The following is a 15,850-nucleotide window of genomic DNA, read 5'->3' as shown; positions in this document are numbered from 1 at the left end:
CAACGCGACAAAAACAACGGAATAAAATGTGCCCACGTGTGTTTGCACCTCGAATACGCGTGGTGGTTCAATCGACGGTCGCCCACCCGGCGCCTACGAGAAGCCCCACGATTGGGATAGAAAATGGATGTCCGTGACGAGTTGATGGAGCATGTGCCGCGCTTGCGGCGCTATGCGCGAGCGCTGATCAACAATCGCGATCTCGCCGACGATCTGGTGCAGGACACGCTCGAACGCGCGCTCGGCCGTACCGGCATGTTCCAGCCGGGCACCGACCTGCGTGCATGGCTGTTCACGATCATGCACAACGTGTTCGCCAATCAGGCGCGCAAGGCTTCCGCACGCGCGGTTCACGTAGCGGTCGACGACGACAGCGTCCACGAAAGCGAATTTGCCGTGCAGTCCGACCAGACCCGTTCACTGGAAATGCGCGACCTCGACTACGCGCTGCAGCGTCTGCCGATGGAGCAGCGCGAAGTCGTGCTGCTGGTCGGTCTCGAGGAAATGAGCTACGCCGACGTGGCGCTGGCGCTGAACATTCCGATCGGCACGGTGATGTCGCGCCTGTCTCGTGGGCGCGAGCGGCTTCGGGCATTGATGGCGGGCACGCAGCCCGGTGCAAAACTACAGGTGGTGCGATGAGCGACCAACACACGCCGATCGGCGAACAAGAACTGCACGCGTACGTGGACGGCACGCTGTCCGACGAACGACGCGTCGAGGTGGAGCGCGCGCTCGAACAGAACCCCGAGTTGGCCGCACGCGTCAGCGATTATTTCTCGCTGAACAACATGTTTCATGACCGCTATGACCGCGTGCTGAGCGAGCCCGTGCCCAAACGTCTGCAAACGCCTCTGGCCAGTGGGCGCCGCTGGCGCATAGCCGCCAACTGGCCGCAGTTTGCGGGGATGGCGGCAGCGCTGGTGTTGGGCGTGGGCATCGGCGTCGGCACGCATATGGGGCAGGACGTCGTGGCGCCGGTCGCCGGTCAGTCGAACACGCGCCCGGTCAGTGCGGACAGTTCGGAAATGTTTGCGCGGCAGGCCGCGGTGGCGCATGTGGTCTATATGCCCGCCGTCGACCGTCCAGCCGAAATGACTGCGGATCATGAGCAGGATTTCGTGCAATGGCTGTCAAACCGGCTCGGCACCAACGTGCATCCGCCGATGCTCTCGAAGAGCGGTTTCAATCTTTCGGGTGGCCGCCTGTTGCCGGGCGCCGATGGACCGACCGCGCAGTTCATGTATCGCGGGCCGAATGGCGAGCGCGTGACGCTGTGCATTTCGCACCGTCAGGTGAATTCGAATACCACTGCGTTCAAGCTGTATCAGGACGGGCCAGTGAACGTGTTCTACTGGGTCGACGGCGACTTCGGCTATGCGGTGTCAGGCGGGATCGATCGCAAGGTGCTGTTGCAACTGTCGCATGACGTGTACTCGCAATTGACGGGCGCCGCGCCGGGTTGAGATGCCTTGTCAGGTCGCGATAGCGGGTTCAGTTTGCCGAACCGCTGCCGCGATCGAGCGACGCCGCGCGCATCACGTCGCTCGGATTGGTGAAGAACTGCTGGCGCAACTGCGCAATCTGCGCGTCGCGTTGCTGACGCGACAAACCCTGTTTGTCGATCTGCGCGCGCTGGCTCGCATAGTCCGCGTAGCGGGCTTGCCAGGCGTCGTCAGCCTGCTGCATCTGCACGACGCGCTGCGCCGCTTCAGGCCCAAGTGTCTGCGTGATCTGCGCACGCATCGTATCGAGCGAACCGCCCTGCTTCTGCGCCTGACTGATCGCGTCGAGTGCGGCCTGTTGCTGGCGCGCCCGTTCGTGGGCTGCGCGTGTTTCCGGCGGCAGTGTCGCATCTAGTGCGGTGAGACGCGCCGCTTTTTGCGCCGCGCTCAACGAATCGTCTGACGCGATGCGCAGACGCGCCAGATCCGTATGTTGCTGCTGCGATTCGGCTCCGAAGAACGGCTCGTTCCATTCGCCCATCAAGCGGGCGCCTAAGGCGTCGCGCTGATCGAGCGAGAGCTGCAACGCGTCGAGGTCCAGCTTTGCGCCGTTCTGGCTTTGGACCGGTGAGGTTTGTGGCAACTGGTCGAGCGCCGTGCGATAAGCGTTGTAGCGCTGCCAGACGGTCACCGCTTCGTCTGCGGCCGGCGTGCCGTCGAGTTGCGCGGCGATCTGGCGACGCACCAAAGCATCGAGCGTCGCGGGAGAGATTTCGTTCTGCGTCGTCAGGAAATAATCGAAGAAATCGCGGACCGCACGCGTGTGCGCGAGGTGGCCGCGGCCATCGGTTGGCAAATGCGGTGGCGACGAACCGTCGAGCGAAGCGGGCAATGCGCCGGCAGTCGACGTGCCGGCCACCATGTCCTTGCTCGAAGCAAGCGCGGGTTGCGCAGAGCTCGCTGCATTCACCGCGTGCAACGCTGACGCATCATGCGCGGACGGCGGGCGGTTCAACCACAATGCCGCGCCGGCCGACACCGCACCCACCGCCACGAAAACCAGCCACTGACCGCGCGCGCTACCCTGCTGCCGATCCAATCGCCGCATCCGATCACACGCCTTGCGTCTTCAGGCGATTGGCCTGCGTGCGAATCACTGCCACCGGGTCGGCCGCGTTCGCGCCGCGCACGCCGAGCAACTGGTTGATCTCGTCAAGATGGTTCCACTTATAGCTCGTGCCGATCACCTTGCCGTAGAGTGCGCTGCACACCGAGACGAGTCCGTCGTTCTGTCCCGACCGGCGGCTCAGCATGATCGTGCCGGTGCCGTACAGGACGAGTGTCGAAGCATCAAGGAGGTTGGCGGAATCGATTGGCGCGACGCTGGTGTCAGTGGCGCCGGGGATGCCAAGCACGGAGGTCGGCTGAATCGCACTGCCCGCCCACGAGTACAGCAGATGCGTGTTGCCGTTGACGGTTTCAGTCGCGGCGCCCGTTTGGCATGAACCGGGCGCGCCGAGGCCGGCGCTGGGATAGCGCAAATTGTAGGCCGCGGCGTTAGCCGTGGTCAGCGTCTGCAGCGCGGCTACCGCATTCTGATTGGTATTGTGATTACTACTCGTCAGGATGCCGAATATATTCGCAAACGCGCCGATGATCGGTGTCGAAAGACCGGTCGGATCTTTTTGCAACGCGTCCTGCACGAAGTCGGCGAACTCCGAACCGCGATGCGGTGTACCGATCGTGGTGACCGAAGCGACGAGTTCCGGCGCTACTGCCGCAACATAGCGCGAGGTCAATCCGCCCTGGCTGTGGCCGATCAGATTCACCTTCTGCGCGCCGGTCGCGGCCAGCACCTGCTTCACGTAAGCGAGTAACTGTTCGCCGCGGCCGTTCGGACCGTCATCGCTCTGAAAGCCCGACAGGTTCGCCACATACACGCTTGCGCCGTGCTGCTGGAGGTCGGACTGAATGCCGTACCAGTAGTCGAGCACGCCGAGATATTTGTCGGTCCCAGTGAGGCCGTGGACGAGGACGATGGGATAGCGGGTTGCCGCATAATCATCGGCGCTGGTGGTCGACGTCGCGGCGACTGCGCGCTCGATGGCAACCGGAGTGGCGATGGTGAGAAGCACAGCGAGCGGCGCATTGGCGAGAGCGGCCGCGATCGCCCAGGCGACGATGCGAGAACCCTTCGATTTCGACATGTGACGGCCTCCGGTTGCGAAGTCCGCGTATTTAGCTATACAAATCGATCGAGGGCAATAGAGCCGGTCCTCCAAACTGCTTATGCTGCAGTGCGTTTTTAAGGTCTATCGCGGTGTTGCAATGCGACGGGCATTGAAGGCGTCGAGCTCCACAATGCTGCCTGGATTCGCGCTTGACTTGACCAACTCGCGCGGCGTAACGCCCAACAACCGCCCCATCCAATGCGCCATATGACTCTGATGCGCAAAGCCCGTTTCCAGCGCGATCTGACTCGCGCTCAACCTGCCTTGAAGCAATAGCGCTCTCGCCCGCTCCACGCGCCGCTGGACGACATACTGATGCACCGGCATACCGAGCGTTTCGCGAAACAGCGCCTTGAAATGCGGGACACTCAACTCAGCATGCACTGCCAGTTCGCCAAGCGTGAGGCGCTGATCGAGGTTCGCTTCGATAAACTCGATCACGCGAGCTGCAGTTTTCGGCGCAAGCGTGCGACGTTTGTTTTCGAGTTTGTCGAGCGCCGGCGCGTTGCCGATCAGCCGCACCACCATTGCTGTACACAGGCTTTCGGCGTAGAGCGGATCAGACGCATCGTCCGCTTCGAGTTCCGCGCGTAACGCCCAGGCCAGATGCTGAAAACGCGGGTCACGCATCTGGAACTGCGGACGAAGCCGCGCTTCGCTCGTCTTCAATTCCAGCTGTTCCACGGTCCGCTGCGCGAAGTCTTCGCCGATCCACACACTGAAAATCGTGCAGTCGGCTTCATCGGTCCACTGCCCGTCGACGCCCGCGGGAATCACATCCGCATCGCCATGCGCCTGAATCCGCGAATAGCGGCGCTCATTGCACACGCAACGCGCCTTGACCGGCGCACCGACATGCACACCCACGCGATGATGCTTGAGCGCCGGAATCCGGTGCAGCCCGGCCGACACGTTGACCAGTTCCGCGCCGAAGCCCTGCCAGCCGAGCGTCTTGCTCGAGAGCAGCGCGATGCGGGAGCCACTGTGCGGCTGCGGTATCGGTGTCACGGCGTTCATTGCTTTCCCTCGTGGATGGCGGCCAATGTGTGTGCATTGTGCTGCGTTTTTTGCTCTTTCGCTTGGCGCGCACCGCTTCAACGCACGTGCTGCGCCGCCACAAAGAAAAACAATCATCCGAATCTGCGCACGACGATCCGTGCCCGCGCGTTTCGCCGTCGCCGTCTCCCTAAGATGGCCGCATACCGACCCAGGAAGGAGCTCAACGTGTACGTGATCTTTGGAGCAGCAGGCAATGTAGGCAGAGTGAGTGCGGCGGCGTTGCGCCGGGCGGGCCGCGAAGTGCGCGCGGTCGTGCGCCACGCGAGGCAAGGCAAGGCGTTAGCGGAAATCGGCTGTGAAATCGCCATCGCCGATCTGCTCGATCCGGCTTCGGTCGCGCGCGCTATCGAGGGCGCATACGCGGTACAGATACTGTGTCCAGTGCCGCACGCAGACGCCGATCCCGCAACCACGATGCGGCGCATGATCGACGTGAGCGCGGACGCATTACGCGCCAACCCGCCGCAACGGGTGCTCGCGCTGTCCGACTACGGCGCGGAACACCCTGACGGCACCGGCATCACGACGCTCTTTCACGCCCTCGAAACGCAACTCGCGCCCATTGACTCGCAGTTGACGTTTCTGCGCGCAGCCGAACACATACACAACTGGGCGCGCGTGCTGCCGATCGCGCTCGCGAGAGGCGTGCTGCCGAGTCTGCATCATCCGTTGAGCAAGATGTTTCCGACGGTTGCTGCAGAGGATGTCGGACTGCTGGCCGCTGAACTATTGCTCGACGACAGGCCGGCGAAGGTGTCACCACGAGTGGTGAGTATCGAAGGTGAAACGCGCATCAGCGCGTTAGATGTCGCACGCACACTCGGTGCATTGGCGCATCGCCAGATCACGGCCTACGAAGTGCCACGCAGCGAATGGGCCGCCATGCTTCATGGTGCGGGACTCGGCGAGAACCACGCGCGTCTCATCACGGATCTGTACGACGCGCATAACGCGGGCCGCATCGACGTCGAAACGGAGATCAGCGAGCGGCGCTTCGGCGCGACTGCGCTAGAGGGCGTGTTTGCGTCGATCCTGGCGCGTGTCGCTGAAACTTCAGCTGCAAATGCAAACGCCACTGCGCGCTAAACGGCACTCGTATCAGGAGGAATGACATGCATACCTGCCCTTTGCTGCGCGCATCGATGGAATCGCGGAAGATCGTGGAGCGTCGAATCTCGCGAACGCGCGCGACCATGAGCGTCCGCCACTGGATGGCGATCCGGGCAAGTCTTGCGGGACTGACAGGCTGGCGAGCGCTTCGGGACGTGCTGAACGCAATCCCGGATAGCAACGACGACTTTGGCTTGTTCTGATTCGCGGCGGCTCGCGGCTCGATACGCCATAGACACGCCGCAGAGATGTCATCACCGCGTCAAGGCCGCACTACATTGACGAAACCGACGCCACAACGCCGGCCACCGTTTGCAAACAAACGGTGGCCGGCGTGCATGTCTCGATTATTCGTTTTCGTCGAAGTAGTGCCCAAACTTCAATTGTTTGGTGCGGATATAGCGCTCGTTTTCCTCGCGCATCGGAATCGCCAGCGCCACCCGCTCGCATACCGGAATGCCATGCTTCGACAGCGTGTCGAATTTTTCCGGATTGTTGCTCATCAGGCGCACCGAAGTGACCTTGAGCGTGCGCAGAATGCCCGCCGCGGAATCGTATTCACGCGAATCGTCGGGCAAGCCGAGATCGAGATTGGCCTCGACAGTATCGCGGCCCTGCTCCTGCAACGCATATGCGCGAATCTTGTTCGACAGGCCAATGCCGCGCCCTTCGTGGCCGCGCAGATATAGCAGCACGCCGCAGCCTTCAGCCGCGATATAACGCAGCGCCAGATCAAGTTGTTCGCCGCAATCGCAGCGGTACGAGCCGAGCACGTCGCCCGTCAGGCACTCGGAGTGCAGGCGCGTCAACACGGACGACTGGTTTGCGACGTCGCCCATCACGAGCGCGAGATGTTCGGCGCCGCTATCGGCCACGCGAAACACGTAGGAGGTAAACGTGCCGTAGCGCGTAGGGAGCGTGGCGGTAGCGTCGAGGACGACGCACTCGCCGCTGGGTGCGCCGTCTGTTGCTTGCGACGGATCGTGAGACGTGAGCATGGCGTTGGACAATGGTGCTGACATGAACCCGCAAAATTGGGATGCGGTATGGACCGGCAGTTTACCGCTAATCGGCACACCGCGCCCGGATGCCCGCGTGCCGCGCGCCAAACCAACGCGCATCACATGGCTATCTGAGTTAAACGCATTGCGCGCCACAGGTATTCCCGAGGTCCTTCCGCCGCGCGCCGCGCCTATACTGGAATAGCCTGTCCCTCACGACAGCGCGCCGCATCGGCGTGCTGCACTGCGAAACGGAGTTGCTCCATGACAAGCGTTGCACAGCTTCTTAAAACTAAACCGAACAACACCACCGTCTTTACCGTCGGGGCCGACGATTCCGTCTACGACGCGATCAAGCTGATGGCTGAAAAAGGCATCGGCGCACTGGTCGTGACGGACGGCGACAGCATCGCCGGGATCGTTACGGAGCGGGACTATGCGCGGAAGGTCGTCCTGATGGATCGTTCGTCGAAGGCTACGCCGGTGCGCGACATCATGAGCAAAGCCGTGCGCTTTGTCCGCCCTGACCAGACCACCGATGATTGCATGGCTCTGATGACCGAACGGCGCATGCGCCACTTGCCGGTCATCGAAAACGACCGCCTGGTCGGCATGGTGTCGATCGGCGATCTGGTGAAGAACATCATCGCCGAACAGCAATTCACCATTCAGCAACTCGAGTTCTATATCCACGGCGAACGCCCCTGAGGTTCGCGGCATATCGCAGGTCGCGCCACACGGCGGGCTTCGCGCACTGCTGAACGGGGCGCAAAAAAAGCCCAATCCTTGAAAAAGGTTGGGCGAAGCTACCTTTCGGCAGCGGAGGTTCCTGAATTGTGGACCGCGAGAATGCGCGCCGCATAAAGCGCGCATGTGGCTCGCCGCATTACACTGCTGACTGCTCGCGGAACGGCGGAACGTGCGCTCAGCTAATTTACGCACGCCCCGCTTCGGTCACATCAACTGCCGGCCGGACCAGCCGGCCTCCAAACTTGGTTGCCAAACTCAGTTACCAAACTTAGTTACCAAAATAAACCGACTTCGGGCCGGACGTCGGTTGCAAGACGCCACCCGCTTGTGACGAACCGCTCACCGCGCCACCATAACCGCTGGTATCCGCGACGGGTTCCTGCGTTTGCGCGACTGCCGGATTTTGCGCCTGCACACGGCTTTCGGCGGCTTGAGCGTCGCTCGGATAGTTCGTGTCGTTGCTGGCGGCCGGGTTATAGCCCGCTTGTTCAAGCTGAATCAACTGACTGCGGACTTCTGCGCGGGTCGCGGGCTGGTCGCCCGATTGAGCGAACGAAGCTACTGGGACGGCGAGAACGGCTGCAACGGCGATTGCCTTGATGAGCGATTTCATGACTTACCTCCAGATCTGTTTTTTAGCTTCGCTTGCCACACCATGTGAGAAGCGAGTGATTTCAGTCTAGTCACCCAATCATCGCGGGAAAACCCTTAATTGTGAGATAGATAATTGTTCAAAACGCAAGAGTGTGGCGAAACTTACCGCCAAAGACGATTGAAGGCTTCGTTTTACCGTAATAATTGTCGGGATCGTAACCTTTCTGTCTGATGGTTCGAAAATGCGTCCCCACAGAACGTGTTTTGCCGCATTGCTGCCTGACGCTAATGGTCAGATTGACGGACTCGTCAACGCCTCGGCATGCGGTGGCAGCAGCAATTTTCGCGGTCCGCTAACGAACGCGCTGCCGGGTTCGAAAAACCGCAACGGCCGATGCATCTCGCGCGACAAGCCGATGCGGGTCGTCACGCCGATCGGCACATCGCCCGTCTCGATCACACCGATCCACAGGCCATGTCCGCTGCAAAGATCGCGGCCGTCAAACGACTGATCGATTCCCAAGGCCATGGTGAGCCGGCCGGGTCCGCGCGCGAGATCGCGCAGCGGCACGCCAGGCCGCCGCGCCTCCATCAGCGGCAAACCTTCCAGCGGCTCGATCGCGCGAATCAGAATACCCGCGCCAACCTCTTCCGCTTCCGCAGACATGTTCAGCATGTACGAAAGCCCATACGTGAGCCGGATATAAGCGTGGCCGGGAGCGAGAAACATCGAACCGTTATACGGGCGCCGGCCTGCAAATGCGTGGCTGGTCGAATCGCCGAGCGGGTACGCCTCGGTTTCGACAATGCGGCCGCTGATACGGCCTTCGGGAAGGTCGTGCACCAGATATTTGCCAATCATGAAACGCGCCAGCGCGACGGTATCGAGCGGTAAATCGTCACGAAGCAATGGGAGGATGGGTAGAGGCTGATTCAGCATGCAATCCGGACGAGTCGTTAAGCGCAATGCACTGGATTCGATAGATGCGTGGCCTATCCGCGCAGCGGACACGCCAACGGGCGTGCAACCCGCGCCGCATCAAGCGGCGAAGCGCCATCGGCCTGCCTTCATCGGACCATTCGTTGTACCAAAACCTCATTTCCAGGCACCGACGCATTCACCATGGCACTAATTGGAGTATCGTGTGTTTCCGGCTTGCAGGACAGCCTTTGCCGGCATGCGTGTGCTTAGGCGCGCCTGATCCGCTTATAGATTGCAAGAAGTCGCTCGACCGCAGCAACGTTCCATTCAGATTTGATCCCGAAGTACCCGCTGGTGCAGTACACCGGCCCATCCCGGGGCCGTCGTATTCATGACAATAGGAGAGAGTTGAATGAAAGCATTCCAGGCAATCAAGATGGTCGGCGGTGCGCTGATCGTTCTGGCGTCCATCAATGCGTACGCGCAAAGCAGCGACGCTGCAGCTCCGGCGGCTCCCGCGGCTTCGTCCGCCCCTAGCGCCAAGGCGGACAAGGCGGCCAACCGCGCACTGGGTCGTAAAGTGCGCAGCGCGCTGTCGAAGACCAAGGGCCTGAGCGTGACCAACATCACCGTGCGCGCACGTGGCGGCGCAGTGACGCTGGCCGGCACAGTGCCTGAGCAGCCGCAAGTCGACCTGGCAACCCAGGCCGCGCAAGCCGTGCCGGGCGTGACGTCGGTCAAGAACGCCCTCTCGATCCGTCCGGTCGGCCAATAAACCGCGTCGGTCAGTCGTAACGCTATACCCGGACGCACCGCTTCATCACGAGGCGGTGTGTCCGGACCGAAACATCCGGTTTCTTTCCCTGACGCCTGACGCTGCCAACCCGGCAGTTTTAGTCTGCCGATGGTGTTTCACTCATCAAAACCGCGCCGCATTGGCCGCGCAATCCTGCGTCACTCAATCCTTCAGATGCGGAACAGCCGCCGATTGCCTTGTCACCTTCGCCAGTGCGTCGGCACAATCGTCTGTAGTGCCGGATGACGAAATCCGGACCGCCTAGAATTATCCTTTATAATTTAACGCGTTAGAGCACGTTGTTGACAAGTTGGTTTAGCATATTCGCTCGCTCCCAGGTCTCGTCGACACCGTGCGTGCACGCCGCATCAGTCCCGTACAAGCAACAAGAACACGCATCTAAAGGAAGTCCTGAATGACTACGCCCGCGACCGCTTTGCCCCGCTGGACCATCGCCGCGCCCTTCGTTGCCTGGATCGTGCTGGGCATCGCGTATGCCGTGCCGGGCAACGGGCTGCTGCTCGCGCTGATCGGAGTCGCACTGTGCGCCGCCGTGTTCACAGCGGTGCACCACGCGGAAGTGGTCGCGCATCGCGTCGGCGAGCCGTTCGGTACCCTGGTGCTGGCGGTGGCCGTCACGGTGATCGAGGTCGCGCTGATCGTTTCGGTGATGCTGACCTCCGGCCCGGAAAAGGCCGGGCTTGCGCGCGACACGGTGTTCGCCGCGGTGATGATCGTCTGTAATGGGATCGTGGGCATCTGCCTGCTGGTGGGCGGCATCCGGCATCGCGAGCAGGATTTTCAAAGTCGTGGCGCGGCGGCCGCGCTGGCGGTACTCGCGTCCTTGTCCGTATTGACTCTGGTGATGCCGAACTACACGACGACTAGCGCCGGCCCGGTTCTGTCATCGTCGCAACTGGCGTTCGCGGGGGTGTCGTCGCTGGTGCTGTATGGGGTGTTCGTGTTCGTTCAGACCGTGAGGCATCGCGACTACTTTCTTGCCGACGTTCCCGACGAGGACGTCCACGCCGCCCCGCCGAGCATCGGTGTCGCGCTGGCAGCGGGCGGCTTGCTGGTGGTGTGCCTCGTCGCCGTCGTATTGCTCGCGAAAGTGCTCTCGCCGGTGGTTGAAACCGCGGTCAAGAACGCGGGTGCGCCGCCGGCGGTGGTCGGCATTATCATCGCGGCGCTGGTGCTGCTGCCGGAAGGGCTCGCCGCCGTGCGCGCGGCGCGCGCCGATCGCTTGCAGAACAGCCTGAATCTCGCGCTCGGCTCGGCGCTGGCCAGTATCGGGCTGACTATTCCGACGGTCGCTGCCGTGTTCCTTTGGACCGCTCAGCCGCTCATACTCGGCATCGACGGCAAGGAAACCGTACTGCTGATGCTCACGTTGATCGTCGGCACCCTGACGCTCAGTTCCGGACGCACGACGATCCTGCAAGGCGCCGTGCATCTGTCGCTGTTCGCGGCGTATCTGTTTCTGTCCTTCGCGCCGTGACGATAAAGCTCGGGGCCACGCTCTACGCAAACGAGCGGCCCCTTGCCTTACTCCTCCCAATGTTCCGCAATCCAGTCGCGGAACAGATTCAGCTTCTGCTGATGCGCGACTGAATCCGGATACACGAAGTAGTACCGCCAGCCGGTCTTGAGCACCGTATCGAACGGCCGCACGAGACGCTTGGCCGCGACGTCTTCGTCGATCAGGGCAAGATCGCTAATGGCGACACCGAATCCCTGCAAAGCGGCGTTGGTCGCCATGTCGAGCGTATCGAAGCTCGGGCCATGCTCAGCGTCAATCGCCGGCGCATTCGCGGCATCCACCTCGGTCACCCTGGCGAGCCACATCTTCCAGTCGCGATGGTCGCGCGTTGGATGCAACAGCGTGTGGCGCGCCAGATCCGCCACCGCGTTCAACGGTTTGTCTTTCAACAGATCCGGCGCGCACACCGGCGTCAGACGCTCCTCGAATAAGGGCACCGCCTGCACGTCCGCGCCCGGTGACGAGCCATAGATGATCGCCGCGTCGAACGGCTCGAGCTGGAAGTCGACGTCGTGCTGCCAGGTGGTGGTGATCTGAACATGCAGCTCGGGATACTCGGCCTGGAAGCGCATGATCTTCGGCAACATCCAGCGCATTACGCAGGTCGGCACCTTCAGCGCGAGATCGGTACGCTGACGCGTGAGCCGCAGCGATATCTCTTCGATACGCGCGAAGCTCTCCTTTACCGCAGGCAGCAACAATTCGCCTTCGGCGGTCAGCGTCAGGCCTTTCGCATGGCGCTTGAAGAGCGGAAACTTGTAGTAGTCCTCGAGCGCGATGATCTGCCGGCTCACCGCGCCCTGTGTCAGGCATAAGTGGTCAGCGGCGCGTGTGAAGCTGCGATGCCGCGCCACGGTTTCGAAAATCTGCAGCGCATTGAGCGGCGGGAGACGTCGCATCTGGATGAGTCCGGTCAGGGATCAGGAAAAGTCATTGCGCGGGCAGGCGGCGTTACGTGCCGTCACGCCCCTTGAACCAACAGGATACGCGATAAGAATATTTTTCACGCGTTGCGCGCGAGCAAATATGCATGCATTTCGCTCATGACAGGGCTGTCAATTCCGGCCTGAGCGCGCCCGCTTGCACCGACTCAGGGCAGATGCCGCCAGACACCGCACCAGAACCGAGCTTTCCTCATACCTCCCAGCGGGCCGCCCGCGCGAAAAAATCATGGACGTTAACCCCGATACGCCACTGGATTGGCGTTCCCACGGATCGCAGCCAAGCCGCCGCTAGCGTCGCACAAGCGCCAGCCCATGAGATTCCGTCATGCGCTCCATGCGCATATTTCGTTTGTTGAGGGATTTTGACAAACCTAGAGTGCATCAACACGCAACGCAGCCGGTAGCGAGTGAGGTTGGGTACGTGGGGTTGAGTAAGGCAGGCAGCGCAAATGGGCGATGCAGCGGCAGCGGTCAGAGCGAATATCACCAGGCAACAGGCGTTCAACACAGGAGACCGCCATGCAAGAGATCAAACGGGGTAGAAGGCAGGCCATCAAGGCAATCGGCGCAGCACTCGCGGCGTCCAGTTTGCCGATGCCGTTCGTCAATCTGCGGGCACAGGAGCACAACTTCGCCGGCAAGACACTGCGCTTGCTGACCTGGTCGGACGACACCGGCGCCGCCGCCTTGCGCAACATCGCCGCCACGTTCACGGCGAAGACCGGCGCCAAGGTGATCGCCGACCGCGCCGACGGCACCTCCGGCATGGTCGCCAAGGTCAAGGCCGCGGGCGATCGTCCCACTTACGACGTCATCACGCTGGCCGGCGTCGGCGCGGCGGGTCTCGGCGACGCGGGTCTCTTGATGAAGCCCGATCTCGACAAGCTGCCGAACCTGAAGGAGGTCGCGCCGCAATACCGCACGGGCGCGAACGGCTTCGGCGTGGGTTATCTGCTGTGGTCGGATGGCTTGATCTACAACACGTCGACGGTCAAGACGGCGCCGTCTTCGTACGAAGCACTGTGGGACCCAAAGTACGCCGGACGCCTGTTCCTGCCGCCGCCCGAGTGGGCCGAAGCAGTGGACCTCGCGATCATCGCCGCGAAAATGAACGGCGGCTCGCAACAGAACATCGAGCCGGGCTTCAAGAAGCTGATGGAACTGAAAGATCACGTGATGACGCTCGGCGAGAACCCGAATCAGGTAGCCGATCTGTTCCGCACCGGCTCGCTCGATATCGGCGGCATCTATTCGCCGGCCTTCTTCCCTGAACAGATCCGCAAGCCCGAGTACAAGATGGGCGTGACCTACGGCATGAAGGAAGGCTTCGCCACGCAACTGATGTTCACGGTGATCCCGAAGTCGCACCCCGCCGACAGCGATCTGATTCACGCGTTCATCAACCATTCGCTCGATGCCGGCGTGCAAGGCCGCATGGCTGCCGACGTGCTGAACGGACCGGTCAACTCGAAAGCGGTGATTCCGGCCGAGAGCCGCGCATTCGTGCCGAGCCCGAAACAGATCGCCGAGAAAGCAATCCTGCATGACGACAAGGCGCTCGCCGTCGTGCAGCCTGCGTGGATCAAACGCTACACCGAAATTTTCTCGGCATGACCGCGATGCTCGCGCGTTTTTCGCGGCGTGCCTCATCGGCGTCTGACGCTGCGTCGGGTGATGCGTCGGGCGCGGCTTCCGGCTCGCCCGGCGCCGCTTCCCGCGCACCGGACGAGCAGGCATCCTCGGCGCTCGCGAAAGCGCGCCCCTGGATTCTGCTCGCGCCGATCCTGCTGTTTCTCGCCATTCTCGGCGCGGCAGCGCTCGTCGTGCTGCGCATGAGCTTTGGTACGCAAGGCAACGAATGGCGCGGCTTCACGCTGCAGAACTATGCCGATCTCATCGACGGTTATTTCCTGAAGTCGCTGTGGCTCACGTTGCGGCTCGCTTTTCAAAGTATGGTCTGCGCCGTGCTGCTGGCGATTCCCGTCGCCCTCGCGATGGCGCGCACCAAGTCGCGGCTCGCGCGGCGGCTGTTGCTCGCAGGCGTGCTGCTGCCCTTGCTCGTCAATCTGCTGCTGCAAGGTTATGGCTGGCTGATCATTCTCGGCCCGGCCGGTCTGCTCAATCACGCGCTGCTTGGCGGCGGCCTCGTCGACCGCCCGGTGATGTGGCTGTATCGCGAACACGGCGTGTTGCTGGGCCTGATTCAGACGGCGTTTCCGCTGGCCGTGCTGCCGCTGTCGAGCGCGATGCGGGCGGTTTCGAGTTCGTATGAAGAAGCCGCCGCCACGCTTGGCGCGACACGCTGGCAAACGCTGCGTCATGTGTTGCTGCCGCTCGCCATGCCGGGACTCGTGTCCGGCGCGTTGCTCGTGTTCGCGTATAACGCCAGCGCCTTCGCCGTGCCCTTGCTGCTCGGTGGACGCCGCGTGCCGATGCTCGCCGTGCTGGTCCACGACCAGGTGGCGCCCCTGCTGAACTGGCCTGCCGCTTCCGCATCGGGCGTCGTATTGATGGTCGCGACACTTACCGTGATGGCACTGTCGCAGCGCCTCGTGCGCCGCACACAACGTCTCGCCGAGGAGCCTCACGCATGAGCACGCCACTTCAATCCCTGCGCCTGCCGCGTTTGCCGATGACCATGCCCGGCCAGCTCGGCAAAGCCACCGCGCTGCTCGCCGCCATCGTGCTGTTCCTCGCCGCACTGCCGATCCTGACGATGATCACCATGTCGTTCAGCGCGGCCGACACGCTCGAATTCCCGCCGCACGCCTACGGCCTGCACTGGTACCGCGCGGCGTGGCACAGCTTCGTCTCGCCAGACGCAAGCGACTCCCTCTCAATGGGCGCCGCGCTCAGCACGAGCCTGATCGTCGCGCTCTCGACGATGGTCATCGCCACGCTCGTCTCGGTGCCCGCCGCTTACGCACTGAGCCGCTACCGTTTTCGCGGCAAACCCGCGGTCGAACAACTGGTGGCGTTGCCGCTCGTCTATCCGCTGGTGATGCTCGGCTTGTCGCTGTTGCTGGTGTTCAACGTGCTGCCGATCGAACTCGGCGTATTCCGCCTGATCATCGCGCACGTGATTCTGGCGCTGCCGTTCACCGTAAAAAATTGCGCGGCATCGGTGGCTTCGATCGGCCCGGAGTTCGAGGAAGCGGCCTGCGTGATGGGCGCGAGCCCGAGCCGCGCGCTGATCGACGTGATCCTGCCGCTGATGCGCCCCGGCATTCTCGCCGGCATGCTGTTCGCGTTCATCGTCTCGTTCAACGAATTCACGGTGACCTTCTTCCTGTACGGCATCGACACGATGACGCTGCCGGTGTGGCTCTACAGCCGCACGGTGTCGTCGCTCGATCCGACCGTATTCTGTTTTGCCGTATTCATCGTCGCGATCGACTTCGCGCTGATCTGGCTGCTCGAAAAGCTGATCGGCGACGAAGGGGTGGCGCTTTGACCGC

Annotated in this window: 17 protein-coding genes; 10 read left to right on the top strand and 7 right to left on the bottom strand. The window is 62.3% G+C overall.

The window, feature by feature from the left end; genetic code table 11:
• Window positions 1–123 precede the first annotated feature (123 nt).
• Both KHO30_RS36110 and KHO30_RS36105 read left to right on the top strand, forming a co-directional pair.
• The gene (locus tag KHO30_RS36110) at window positions 124–642 is read left to right on the top strand and encodes a sigma-70 family RNA polymerase sigma factor (RefSeq protein WP_093638677.1); all 519 of its coding nucleotides are present in this window, start codon (window positions 124–126) and stop codon (window positions 640–642) included.
• A complete protein-coding gene (locus KHO30_RS36105) occupies window positions 639–1,466 on the top strand; it encodes an anti-sigma factor family protein (RefSeq protein ID WP_093638673.1) in 828 nt (275 codons plus the stop codon). The genes KHO30_RS36110 and KHO30_RS36105 overlap by 4 nt, the downstream gene beginning before the upstream one ends.
• A gap of 28 nt (window positions 1,467–1,494) precedes the next feature.
• Here the strand turns inward: KHO30_RS36105 and KHO30_RS36100 are convergent, their stop codons facing one another.
• The 3 genes from KHO30_RS36100 to KHO30_RS36090 all read right to left on the bottom strand — a co-directional run bounded on the left by KHO30_RS36100 (window position 1,495) and on the right by KHO30_RS36090 (window position 4,693).
• Window positions 1,495–2,553, bottom strand: a complete 1,059-nt coding sequence (locus tag KHO30_RS36100; protein WP_211703777.1) for a lipase secretion chaperone — start codon at window positions 2,551–2,553, stop codon at window positions 1,495–1,497.
• Between the two features lie 4 nt (window positions 2,554–2,557).
• On the bottom strand, window positions 2,558–3,652 hold the full coding sequence (locus tag KHO30_RS36095; RefSeq protein ID WP_211703776.1) for a triacylglycerol lipase: 1,095 nt from the start codon (window positions 3,650–3,652) through the stop codon (window positions 2,558–2,560).
• A gap of 105 nt (window positions 3,653–3,757) precedes the next feature.
• A complete protein-coding gene (locus KHO30_RS36090; RefSeq protein ID WP_211703775.1) occupies window positions 3,758–4,693 on the bottom strand; it encodes an AraC family transcriptional regulator in 936 nt (311 codons plus the stop codon).
• 207 nt (window positions 4,694–4,900) lie between these two features.
• On the opposite strand from KHO30_RS36090, the gene KHO30_RS36085 reads away from it, so the two are divergent.
• A complete protein-coding gene (locus KHO30_RS36085; RefSeq protein WP_211703774.1) occupies window positions 4,901–5,821 on the top strand; it encodes an NAD(P)H-binding protein in 921 nt (306 codons plus the stop codon).
• 26 nt (window positions 5,822–5,847) lie between these two features.
• Window positions 5,848–6,048: a hypothetical protein gene (locus KHO30_RS36080; protein WP_200619226.1), complete on the top strand. Its 201-nt coding sequence runs from the start codon at window positions 5,848–5,850 to the stop codon at window positions 6,046–6,048.
• A 144-nt stretch (window positions 6,049–6,192) separates the two neighbouring features.
• Here the strand turns inward: KHO30_RS36080 and ribA are convergent, their stop codons facing one another.
• Window positions 6,193–6,843 carry a GTP cyclohydrolase II gene (gene ribA, locus KHO30_RS36075; RefSeq protein ID WP_054036395.1) on the bottom strand — a complete coding sequence of 217 codons (651 nt, stop codon included), beginning with the start codon at window positions 6,841–6,843 and terminating at the stop codon, window positions 6,193–6,195.
• A gap of 267 nt (window positions 6,844–7,110) precedes the next feature.
• On the opposite strand from ribA, the gene KHO30_RS36070 reads away from it, so the two are divergent.
• On the top strand, window positions 7,111–7,554 hold the full coding sequence (locus KHO30_RS36070; RefSeq protein WP_054036399.1) for a CBS domain-containing protein: 444 nt from the start codon (window positions 7,111–7,113) through the stop codon (window positions 7,552–7,554).
• A 310-nt stretch (window positions 7,555–7,864) separates the two neighbouring features.
• Here KHO30_RS36070 and KHO30_RS36065 read toward each other — a convergent pair whose 3' ends face one another.
• Both KHO30_RS36065 and KHO30_RS36060 read right to left on the bottom strand, forming a co-directional pair.
• Window positions 7,865–8,209 (bottom strand): DUF4148 domain-containing protein, encoded by a 345-nt coding sequence (locus KHO30_RS36065; RefSeq protein ID WP_093638649.1) that lies wholly within the window; start codon window positions 8,207–8,209, stop codon window positions 7,865–7,867.
• A gap of 273 nt (window positions 8,210–8,482) precedes the next feature.
• Window positions 8,483–9,130 carry a DNA-3-methyladenine glycosylase gene (locus KHO30_RS36060; RefSeq protein WP_211703773.1) on the bottom strand — a complete coding sequence of 216 codons (648 nt, stop codon included), beginning with the start codon at window positions 9,128–9,130 and terminating at the stop codon, window positions 8,483–8,485.
• Window positions 9,131–9,524: 394 nt separating this feature from the next.
• Between KHO30_RS36060 and KHO30_RS36055 the strand changes: the two genes are divergently transcribed.
• On the top strand, window positions 9,525–9,887 hold the full coding sequence (locus KHO30_RS36055; protein ID WP_093638639.1) for a BON domain-containing protein: 363 nt from the start codon (window positions 9,525–9,527) through the stop codon (window positions 9,885–9,887).
• A gap of 436 nt (window positions 9,888–10,323) precedes the next feature.
• Window positions 10,324–11,406, top strand: coding sequence for a calcium:cation antiporter (locus KHO30_RS36050; RefSeq protein WP_211703772.1), 1,083 nt, complete (start codon window positions 10,324–10,326; stop codon window positions 11,404–11,406).
• Window positions 11,407–11,453: 47 nt separating this feature from the next.
• On the opposite strand, the gene KHO30_RS36045 is transcribed toward KHO30_RS36050, so the two are convergent.
• On the bottom strand, window positions 11,454–12,347 hold the full coding sequence (locus KHO30_RS36045) for a LysR substrate-binding domain-containing protein (protein ID WP_200619223.1): 894 nt from the start codon (window positions 12,345–12,347) through the stop codon (window positions 11,454–11,456).
• 564 nt (window positions 12,348–12,911) lie between these two features.
• Between KHO30_RS36045 and KHO30_RS36040 the strand changes: the two genes are divergently transcribed.
• The 3 genes from KHO30_RS36040 to KHO30_RS36030 are packed head-to-tail and all read left to right on the top strand — an operon-like array spanning window position 12,912 to window position 15,846.
• Window positions 12,912–14,006, top strand: a complete 1,095-nt coding sequence (locus tag KHO30_RS36040; RefSeq protein ID WP_211703771.1) for an ABC transporter substrate-binding protein — start codon at window positions 12,912–12,914, stop codon at window positions 14,004–14,006.
• Window positions 14,003–14,986: an ABC transporter permease gene (locus KHO30_RS36035; protein WP_200619222.1), complete on the top strand. Its 984-nt coding sequence runs from the start codon at window positions 14,003–14,005 to the stop codon at window positions 14,984–14,986. Before KHO30_RS36040 ends, KHO30_RS36035 begins: the two co-directional genes overlap by 4 nt.
• Window positions 14,983–15,846, top strand: a complete 864-nt coding sequence (locus KHO30_RS36030) for an ABC transporter permease (protein WP_093638616.1) — start codon at window positions 14,983–14,985, stop codon at window positions 15,844–15,846. Before KHO30_RS36035 ends, KHO30_RS36030 begins: the two co-directional genes overlap by 4 nt.
• Window positions 15,847–15,850: the final 4 nt, after the last annotated feature.

The sequence above is a fragment of the Paraburkholderia aspalathi genome, assembly GCF_905220735.1.
Taxonomy (GTDB): Bacteria; Pseudomonadota; Gammaproteobacteria; order Burkholderiales; family Burkholderiaceae; genus Paraburkholderia; species Paraburkholderia aspalathi.
This window is presented reverse-complemented; position numbering and strand designations above follow the sequence as displayed.